This window comes from Terrisporobacter petrolearius (assembly GCF_020748185.1).
GTDB lineage: Bacteria > Bacillota > Clostridia > Peptostreptococcales > Peptostreptococcaceae > Terrisporobacter > Terrisporobacter petrolearius.
In genome coordinates this window covers 1-221 of sequence record NZ_JAHZMO010000260.1, presented here as the reverse complement: position 1 = coordinate 221, position 221 = coordinate 1, and the positions used below count along the sequence as shown (strand labels likewise).

The following is a 221-nucleotide window of genomic DNA, read 5'->3' as shown; positions in this document are numbered from 1 at the left end:
AGATCAAGGGTTTCAGTATACTAGAAAACAATACTCATATAAGTTAAAAATTAATGGAATTAAGCAATCTATGTCTAGAAGAGGTAACTGTTGGGATAACGCTCCTATTTAAAGTTTTTTTAGTCATCTAAAATGTGAACTAGTCTATCTAGTTGATACAAGAGATTCAAAAGAAATCACAAAACTTATAGAGGAATATATTTCTTTCTACAATCACGAAC

General features: G+C 29.0%; 1 pseudogene. It reads left to right on the top strand.

Annotated features, from left to right (window positions below):
• Nucleotides 1-124 precede the first annotated feature (124 nt).
• A pseudogene (locus K0040_RS22310) lies at nt 125-221 on the top strand (hypothetical protein); the annotation flags it as partial.